Below are 8,295 nucleotides of genomic sequence, written 5' to 3'. Positions count from 1 at the left end.
TATCAGGACAGCGTGCGCAAGAGCCGCCGCGGCGATGCCAAGGCGGCCCTGCTGGAGAATGCCGGCTTCATGGAGCGCTATTACTCGACGAACTTCCGCTATACGGCTACGGCCGGTACTGCCGACTGTCCGACGCTGCCGGTACAGTGCCTGCCGCGTGAGGTCGCCTCGGCCAGTTGCGGCACCGATACCCGCGTCTATTACACGATCGCCGGCACCTGTGCGAACCTCACCTTCACGCTGACCGCGACTCCGAAGCCTGGCAGCCCGCAGGCCAGCGATACCTGCGGCAGCCTGACCGTCGACCAGACCGGCGCACGTACGCCGACGACCTCCGGTTGCTGGCAGTAACGGCAAAGCCTGTAGCCCACATGAAAACGCCGGCGAACTGCCGGCGTTTTTTTGCTGTGGCAGCTGCGCAGGATGCTCAGGCGCGGCGCAAATCCCGCGGCAGCGCGAACACGACGTTCTCCTTGATGCCGCCATCGTCGGGCTGCACCTCGGCGCCGCATTCGTCGCGCAGGCGCTGCAGCACGCGCTGCACCAGCACGTCGGGCGCCGAGGCGCCGGCCGTGACGCCGACGCGCTGCCTGCCGGCGAGCCAGTCCGGATCGATGTCCTCGGCGGCATCGATCAGATAGGCCGGCACGTCGAGCTTCTGCGCGATCTCGCGCAGGCGGTTGGAGTTCGAGCTGTTCGGCGAACCGACCACCAGCACCACGTCGCAGTCGGCGGCGAGTTCCTTGACCGCGTCCTGACGGTTCTGGGTCGCGTAGCAGATGTCGTCCTTGCGCGGGCCGTGGATGGCCGGGAAGCGCGCGCGCAGCGCATCGATGATGCCGACCGTGTCGTCGACCGACAGCGTGGTCTGCGTGACGAAGGCCAGGCGCTGCGGATCGGCAACCGTGAGGCGCGCCACGTCGGCGACGGTCTCGACCAGATGGATGGCGCCGCCGGCCGACCGGTCGTAATGGCCCATCGTGCCCTCGACCTCGGGGTGACCGGCGTGGCCGATCAGCACGACGCCGATGCCCTGCTTGGCGTAGCGCACGACCTCCATGTGCACCTTGGTGACCAGCGGGCAGGTGGCGTCGAACACCTTGAGGCCGCGGCGGGCGGCCTCGTCGTGGATCGCGCGCGAGACGCCGTGCGCCGAGAAGATCAGCGTCGAGCCGTCCGGAACCTCGGCCAGATCCTCGATGAAGATCGCGCCTTCGGCCCGCAGCTTGTCGCAGATGTAGCGGTTGTGGACGATCTCGTGACGCACGTAGATCGGCGCGCCGAACAGGTCGAGCGCGCGCTCGACGATCTCGATGGCGCGGTCGACGCCGGCACAGAAACCACGCGGATTGGCGAGGCGGATCTGCATGGCGGGGACTCCTCAGGCGTCGGGCGCCCGGTGCGGGAACAGGCTGTCGAGCACGAGCAGGGCCGCGCCGACGGTGATCGCCGAATCGGCGAGGTTGAAGGCCGGGAACGGCCAGTCGCCGAAATGCACGAGGATGAAGTCGATGACGTGGCCCCACAGCGCGCGGTCGACGAGGTTGCCGACCGCACCGCCGAGCACCAGCGCCAGCGCCACGGCCAGCCGCCGCTCATGCGCATGCAGGCGCACGATCCAGACCGTCAGCGCCACCGACACCGCGCCGGCCAGCACGATGAAGAACCAGCGCTGCCAGCCGCCGGCTCCGGCGAGGAAGCTGAACGCCGCGCCGGTGTTGTAGGCGAGCATGAAGTCGAGCACCGGCGGCAGCACCGGCACCGGCCGGTGCAGCAGCAGCAGGGTCTCGGCGGCGTACTTGCTGATCTGATCGAGCGCGAGCACGGCCACGCTCAGCCAAAGCCAGCGCGCCATCAGGCGTACAGCCGGCGTTCGCCGCCTGCGCCAGCCTGATCGACGTTCTCGATGCAGCGCCCGCAGAGCTGCGGGTGCGCGGCATGCGTGCCGACATCGGGGCGCAGGTGCCAGCAGCGCACGCACTTCTGCGCCTCGCTGCGCGCGACGACCAGCGCCAGCCGGCCGTCCGGGGCGAGCACGGCGGAGCCGGGTGCCTGATCGAGCGGATGCACGCGCGCCTGCGAGGTGATCAGCACGAAGCGCAGTTCGTCGTGCAGGCGGGCGAGATCGGTGCGCAGGCTTTCGTCGGCGTACAGGTCGACCTCGGCCTCCAGCGAGCCGCCGATGCCGCCGCCCTTGCGCAGGTCCTCGATCGCCTTGCTGACCGCGCCGCGCACGTCGATCAGCCGCGCCCAGTAGTCGGCACCGAAGGCATCGTCGGCATCGAGCGTGAACAGGCCCGGGTACCAGGTGGTGTCGAGGAAAATGCTCTCGGCGCGCGCACCGGGCATGTGCTTCCAGATTTCCTCGGCCGTGAACGAACAGATCGGCGCGATCCAGCGCACCAGGGCTTCGAGCACGTGGTACAGCGCGGTCTGCGCCGAGCGCCGCGGCAGGCCGTCGCGGGCGCCGGTGTACTGACGGTCCTTGATCACGTCGAGGTAGAAGCTGCCGAGGTCCACCGAGCAGAAGTTGTGGACCTTCTGGTAGATGACGTGGAACAGGTAGTCGTCATAGGCCGAGCAGACCTCGGCCTGCAGCCGGGCGGCGCGGTCGACGACCCAGCGATCGAGCGGCAGCATGCGCGCCGGCTCGACGGCATCGCGCGCCGGATCGAAGCCGTTGAGGTTGGCGAGCAGGAAGCGCGCGGTGTTGCGGATGCGCCGGTACGAATCGGCCATGCGCCGCAGGATTTCCTTCGAGACCGTCATCTCGCCGCGGTAGTCGGTGGCGGCGACCCAGAGCCTGAGCACGTCGGCGCCGAGTTCCTTGATGACCTCCTGCGGGGCGATGACGTTGCCGAGCGACTTCGACATCTTGCGGCCCTGCTGGTCGACCGTGAAGCCGTGCGTCAGCAGGCCCTTGTACGGCGCCACGCCGCGCATCGCCACCGAGGCGAGCAGCGAGGACTGGAACCAGCCGCGGTGCTGGTCCGAGCCTTCGAGGTACAGATCGGCCGGGAAGCCGAGTTCGGGGCGGCGCTCCAGCACCGAGGCGTGCGTCGTGCCGGAGTCGTACCAGACATCGAGCGTGTCGGTGACCTTCTCGTAGTCGGCGGCCTCGGGACCGAGCCAGTCCTCGGCCGTGCTCGAAAACCAGCCGTCGATGCCCTCCTGCTCGATCTTCAGTGCCACCTGCTCGATCAGTTCGGCCCAGCGCGGATGCAGCTCGCCGCTGCGCCGGTGCGTGAACAGCACGATCGGCACGCCCCAGTAGCGCTGGCGCGAGATGCACCAGTCCGGGCGGTTGGCGATCATGCCTTCGAGGCGCGCCCGGCCCCAGTCGGGCGTGAAGCGCAGTTGTTCGACGGCGGCAAGCGCCTGTGCGCGCAGGCCGGCCTGCTCCATCGAGATGAACCACTGCGGCGTGGCGCGGAAGATGATCGGCGTCTTGTGCCGCCAGCAGTGCGGGTAGCTGTGGCGCAGCTTTTCGGCATGCACGAGCCGGGCGTGGCCCTTGAGCACGTCGAGGATGCGCTCGTTGGCGCCGTGCACGTGCAGGCCGCCGAACAGCGGGGTTTCGGGCAGGAAGCGGCCGTCCGGGCCGACCGGGTTGTCGTCGATGCGCAGGCCGTAGCGGCTGCTGACGACGTAGTCGTCCTGGCCGTGCGCCGGCGCCGTGTGCACGCAGCCGGTACCGGCTTCGAGCGTGACGTGCTCGCCGAGGATCACCGGCACCTCGCGCTCATAGAACGGGTGCGCGAGCTTCAGCCCTTCGAGGTCCGCGCCCTTGCCGTAGGCGAGCACCTGATAGCGCTCGACGCCCCAGCGCAGCATGCAGTCCTTGAGCAGGCCCTCGGCGAGCAGCAGGCGTTCGCTGCCCTGCGCGGTCTCGGCCTGCACCACCACGTATTCGAGTTCGGCCCCGAGCGTCACGGCGCGGTTGGCCGGCAGCGTCCACGGCGTCGTCGTCCAGATCACGACCGACAGCGGCCCCTTGCCGTCACCGCCCTCGGCGTGGTGCAGGCGCGCGAACACGCTCGCGGCCTCGACCACCGGGAAGCGCACGTCGATGGCCAGCGAATCCTTGTCCTCGTACTCGACCTCGGCCTCGGCGAGCGCCGAGCCGCAGTCGAGGCACCAGTACACCGGCTTCGAGCCGCGCAGCAGGTGACCGTTGCCGATGATGCGCCCGAGCGAACGCACGATGTCGGCCTCGGTGCGGAAGTCCATGGTCAGGTACGGGTGCTGCCAGTCGCCGAGCACGCCGAGGCGGATGAAGTCCTCGCGCTGGCGATCGACCTGGCCGTGCGCGAAGGTGCGGCACTGCTGGCGGAAGCTGCGGGCATCGACCTTGACGCCGACCTTGCCGACCTTCTTCTCGACGGCGTGCTCGATCGGCAGGCCGTGGCAGTCCCAGCCCGGCACGTAGGGGGCATCGAAGCCGGCGAGCGTGCGCGACTTGACGATGATGTCCTTCAGCACCTTGTTGACGGCGTGGCCGATGTGGATGTCGCCGTTCGCATACGGCGGACCGTCGTGCAGCACGAACTTCGGGCGGCCGGCGCAGGCGAGGCGCTGCTGCGCGTAGAGGTTCATCCCTGCCCAGCGCGCAAGCTGCTCGGGCTCGCGCTGCGGCAGGTTGCCCTTCATCAGGAAGGCCGTGTCGGGCAGGTTCAGGGTGTCCTTGTAATCGGCCATGCTCACCTCGCGCCGCTTGCGGCGCCATGCAGTCGGAGTTCAGTCCGCCGGCCGGGCGCGGAAATGCGCACGCGCGGCCTCGGCGTCCCGGGCAATCTGGAGCTTCAGTTCGTCCAGCGACGGAAAGCGCTGTTCGGGGCGCAGCCGCTCGCGGAACTCGACCTGCACGCGCCGCCGGTACAGGTCGCCGTCGAAATCGAAGCAGTGGACTTCGAGCTGCTCGCGCGTGCCGCCGACCGTCGGCCGGCGGCCGAGGTTGGCGACCCCGGCGAGCGGCGGCAGGCCGGGGCTGCGCAGCACCACGGCGTAGACCCCGCCGAGCGGCGTCGCGCGCCGGCGCAAGTGCACGTTGGCGGTCGGAAAACCGATGGTGCGGCCGAGCTGCTGGCCATGCGCGACGCGCCCGTGCACCGCGTACGGCCGCCCGAGCAGGCGCGCGGCCTCGGCGAGCTCACCGGCCGCCAGCCTCTCACGGATGCGCGTGCTGCTGACGCGCACGCCGTCGATCAGGTGCGTGGCGGTGTGCGCGACCTCGAAACCGGCCGCCGCACCGCAGCGTTCGAGCAGCGCGTAGTCGCCCTCGCGGCCGTGGCCGAAGCGGAAGTCATCGCCGACCACGAGGAAGCGCACGCCGAGACCGTCGACCAGCAGGTGCTGCACGAAATCGCCGGCGCGCATCGCCGCGAGCCGGGCATTGAAGGCCAGCACCAGCACGCGCTGCACGCCGGCGGCTTCGAGCGCGACCAGCTTCTCGCGCAGCCGCGTCAGCCGCGCCGGCGGCTGGCTGCGCGCGAAGTATTCCTGCGGGTAGGGCTCGAAGGTGATCACCACCGCCGGCAGGCCGAGCGCATCGGCACGCGCGTGCAGCTGGTCGAGCACCGCGCGGTGGCCGAGGTGTACGCCGTCGAAATTGCCGATGGTCGCGACGCAGCCGCGGTGTCGGGGGCGCAGATTGTGCGTGCCGCGTATCAGTTCCATGCCGGGTGCCGGGCTGCTCCGGGCGCGTCGCGCCGCTGAAAAAGCAAGCGAGCGATTATAAGGAAGCGCCCGGGCTTGTCATGCCGGCCCGCGCCATCAGGCCGGCGCGCGCAGCTGCGACAGCCGCACGCCGAGCCCGAGCGCCACCGCCGCGTAGACGCCGGCCCCGGCCGGCACGATCCACGCGAGCCGGAGCACGCGCGTCAGCGTGTCGGCGGCGATCCAGCCCGAGAGATCGCCGGCCGCCCAGACCAGAAAGCCCGCCATCGCCGCGTTGGCCGCGAGCATGCGCAGCCAGAACGCCGGCCAGCCGGGCCGCGGCCGGTAGACGCCGTCGCGGCGCAGCTGCCAGTACAGCAGCGCGACGTTGACGAAGGCGGCAAGTGCCGTCGACAGCGCAAGGCCTGCGTGCGCGAGCGGCGCGATCAGCAGCATCTGGAAGCCGATGTTGGCGCCGATCGAGATCAGGCCGAAACGCACCGGGGTCTTCGTGTCCTGACGCGCGTAGAAGCCGGGCGCCAGCACCTTGACCAGCATGTAGGCGACCAGGCCGCTGCCGTAGGTCATCAGGCTGCGCGTGGTCATCTCGACATCGGTCGCCGTGAACTCGCCGCGCATGAACAAGGTGGCGAGCAGCGGACCGGCGAGGATCGCGAGCGCGACGGTCGCGGGGGTGCCGATCAGCAGCGACCAGCGCAGCCCCCAGTCGAGGGTGTGCGCGAAGCCCTCGCCTTCGGCCGCGGCGTGCTGGCGCGACAGCTTCGGCAGGATCACGGTGCCGAGCGCCGCACCGAAGATGCCGAGCGTGAACTCGACCAGCCGGTCCGAGTAGTACAGCCACGACACGCTGCCGGTCGGCAGCGTCGAGGCGAGCTGGGTGTTGATCAGCAGGTTGATCTGCGCGGCACTCGACCCGATCAGCGCCGGCACCATCAGCATCATGATCCGGCGCACGCCCTCGGCACGCCAGGCCAGCCGCGGGCGCGGCACCAGCCCGATGCGCTTCAGCGCCGGCCACTGGAACAGCAGCTGCAGCACGCCGGCAAGCGCCACGCCCCAGGCGAGCGCCAGCGCCGGCTCGGCGAAGTGCGGCGCCGCCAGCAGCGCCGCGGCGATCATCGTCACGTTCAGCAGCACCGGCGTCACCGCCGGCACCGCGAAGTGCCCGCAGCTGTTGAGGATGCCGCCGGCGAACGCGGTCAGGCAGATGCAGAGCACGTACGGGAACGTGATGCGCAGCATCTGCTCGGTCAGCGCGAACTTGTACGGCTCATCGCCGTAGCCGCTCGCGAACGCCCAGACCAGCAGCGGCGCGCCGATCATGCCGAAGGCGGTCAGCGCGAGCAGCACGGTCCCGAGCGTGCCGGCCACCTGATCGACCAGCAGGCGCAGCTCCTCGGGGCTGCGCTGCGTGCGGTACTGCGAGAACACCGGCACGAAGGCCTGCGAGAAGGCGCCCTCGCCGACCAGCCGCCGGAACAGGTTCGGAATGCGGAAGGCGACGTTGAAGGCATCCATGCCGGCACCGGCGCCGAACAGGCCGGCGTAGACCATGTCGCGCACGAAGCCGAGCAGGCGCGACAGGAAGGTCAGCGCGCTGACCACGCCGGTGGACCGCATCAGGGACTTGCTGCTCATGTAAGGATTTCTTTTCAGGATTTCTTTTTCCGGGCCCCGGCCCGCGGGAGCGCGGATCATAAGCAGCGTGCGCAGCCCTCGCCAGCGCGCCTGCAGCATTGACAGCGGCCCGCCGGACGCGGACAATTCGCGCCTTTTCCAGCGTCGGCCGCCACTGCCCGGGCGTCCGCAGCCTCGCAGCACTGCATCGACTGCATCACACGAATTCCAGGAGCCCCGACAGTGGCCAATACTGCCCAAGCCAAGAAGCGCGTCCGCCAGGCGGAGAAGGCCCGCCAGCACAACGCCAGCCTGCGTTCGCGCTTCCGTACCTACGTCAAGAAGGTCATCGCCGCGATCCGTGCCGGTGACAAGTCGCAGGCCGAAGCCGCGTTCCGCTCGGCGACCTCCGTGATCGACAGCACCGCCCGCAAGGGCCTGATCCACGTGAACAAGGCCGCCCGCCACAAGAGCCGCCTGTCCGCGCACATCAAGGCGATGGCGTAAGCACACGCCTGCCGCCACACCGAAAAAGCCGGGGCGACCCGGCTTTTTTCATGCCTCGATTTTCATGCCTCGATTCCGGCGGACCGGATCGCCCGCCGCCCTGCGGCAGCGGGCAGTGCCGGCGTCAGACCATCTGCGTCAGACCAGCACCAGATCGTCGCGATGGATCAGTGCCGGTGCATCGACGTAGCCGAGCACCGATTCGATCGCCTCGGTCGGCTTGCCCATGATGCGCACCGATTCCGACGCGTCGTAATTGACCAGGCCGCGCGCGACCTCGACGCCATCCGGGCCGACGCAGGCAACCAGCTCGCCGCGCTGGAACTCGCCCTCGACGCCGCGCACGCCGACCGCGAGCAGCGAACGTCCGCCGAGCTTCAGCGCCTGCACGGCGCCGGCATCGAGGTGCAGCCAGCCGCGCACCTGCAGCTGCACGGCCAGCCACTGCTTGCGCGCCGCCACCGGCCCGGCCTGCGGCCGCAGCAGCGTGCCGAT

General features: G+C 69.9%; 8 protein-coding genes. 2 read left to right on the top strand and 6 right to left on the bottom strand.

Going from position 1 to position 8,295, the window contains the following annotated elements:
- Positions 1 to 351 (top strand): type IV pilin protein (locus PKE44_RS11555; RefSeq protein WP_324551262.1); only part of this gene is annotated, 351 nt, incomplete at its 5' end.
- Positions 352 to 427: 76 nt separating this feature from the next.
- On the opposite strand, the gene ispH is transcribed toward PKE44_RS11555, so the two are convergent.
- From ispH to murJ, 5 genes are all read right to left on the bottom strand, one after another.
- Positions 428 to 1,369, bottom strand: a complete 942-nt coding sequence (ispH, locus tag PKE44_RS11550) for a 4-hydroxy-3-methylbut-2-enyl diphosphate reductase (protein ID WP_324551259.1) — start codon at positions 1,367 to 1,369, stop codon at positions 428 to 430.
- A 12-nt stretch (positions 1,370 to 1,381) separates the two neighbouring features.
- Complete coding sequence (gene lspA, locus PKE44_RS11545) at positions 1,382 to 1,855, bottom strand: signal peptidase II (protein WP_324551256.1); 474 nt, start codon at positions 1,853 to 1,855, stop codon at positions 1,382 to 1,384.
- A complete protein-coding gene (gene ileS, locus PKE44_RS11540; RefSeq protein ID WP_324551253.1) occupies positions 1,855 to 4,698 on the bottom strand; it encodes an isoleucine--tRNA ligase in 2,844 nt (947 codons plus the stop codon). Before ileS ends, lspA begins: the two co-directional genes overlap by 1 nt.
- 39 nt (positions 4,699 to 4,737) lie before the next feature.
- A complete protein-coding gene (gene ribF / locus PKE44_RS11535) occupies positions 4,738 to 5,676 on the bottom strand; it encodes a bifunctional riboflavin kinase/FAD synthetase (RefSeq protein WP_324551251.1) in 939 nt (312 codons plus the stop codon).
- 96 nt (positions 5,677 to 5,772) lie between these two features.
- Positions 5,773 to 7,314, bottom strand: coding sequence for a murein biosynthesis integral membrane protein MurJ (murJ, locus tag PKE44_RS11530; RefSeq protein WP_324551249.1), 1,542 nt, complete (start codon positions 7,312 to 7,314; stop codon positions 5,773 to 5,775).
- A gap of 222 nt (positions 7,315 to 7,536) precedes the next feature.
- On the opposite strand from murJ, the gene rpsT reads away from it, so the two are divergent.
- On the top strand, positions 7,537 to 7,800 hold the full coding sequence (rpsT, locus tag PKE44_RS11525) for a 30S ribosomal protein S20 (RefSeq protein ID WP_324551247.1): 264 nt from the start codon (positions 7,537 to 7,539) through the stop codon (positions 7,798 to 7,800).
- A 138-nt stretch (positions 7,801 to 7,938) separates the two neighbouring features.
- Here rpsT and PKE44_RS11520 read toward each other — a convergent pair.
- A partial coding sequence (locus tag PKE44_RS11520) for a PUA domain-containing protein (protein WP_324551245.1) occupies positions 7,939 to 8,295 on the bottom strand: 357 nt, incomplete at its 5' end.

Source organism: Plasticicumulans sp. (genome assembly GCF_035331805.1).
Taxonomy (GTDB): Bacteria; Pseudomonadota; Gammaproteobacteria; order Competibacterales; family Competibacteraceae; genus Plasticicumulans.
The sequence above is the reverse complement of the archived record's forward strand: the minus strand, read 5'-3'. Positions and strand labels throughout refer to the sequence as shown.

Excerpts from the sequence above, each read along its gene's own strand:
- ispH (WP_324551259.1), bottom strand. The coding sequence starts at position 1,369 with ATGCAGATCCGCCTCGCCAATCCGCGTGGTTTCTGTGCCGGCGTCGAC.
- lspA (WP_324551256.1), bottom strand. The coding sequence starts at position 1,855 with ATGGCGCGCTGGCTTTGGCTGAGCGTGGCCGTGCTCGCGCTCGATCAG.
- ileS (WP_324551253.1), bottom strand. The coding sequence starts at position 4,698 with ATGGCCGATTACAAGGACACCCTGAACCTGCCCGACACGGCCTTCCTG.
- ribF (WP_324551251.1), bottom strand. The coding sequence starts at position 5,676 with ATGGAACTGATACGCGGCACGCACAATCTGCGCCCCCGACACCGCGGC.
- murJ (WP_324551249.1), bottom strand. The coding sequence starts at position 7,314 with ATGAGCAGCAAGTCCCTGATGCGGTCCACCGGCGTGGTCAGCGCGCTG.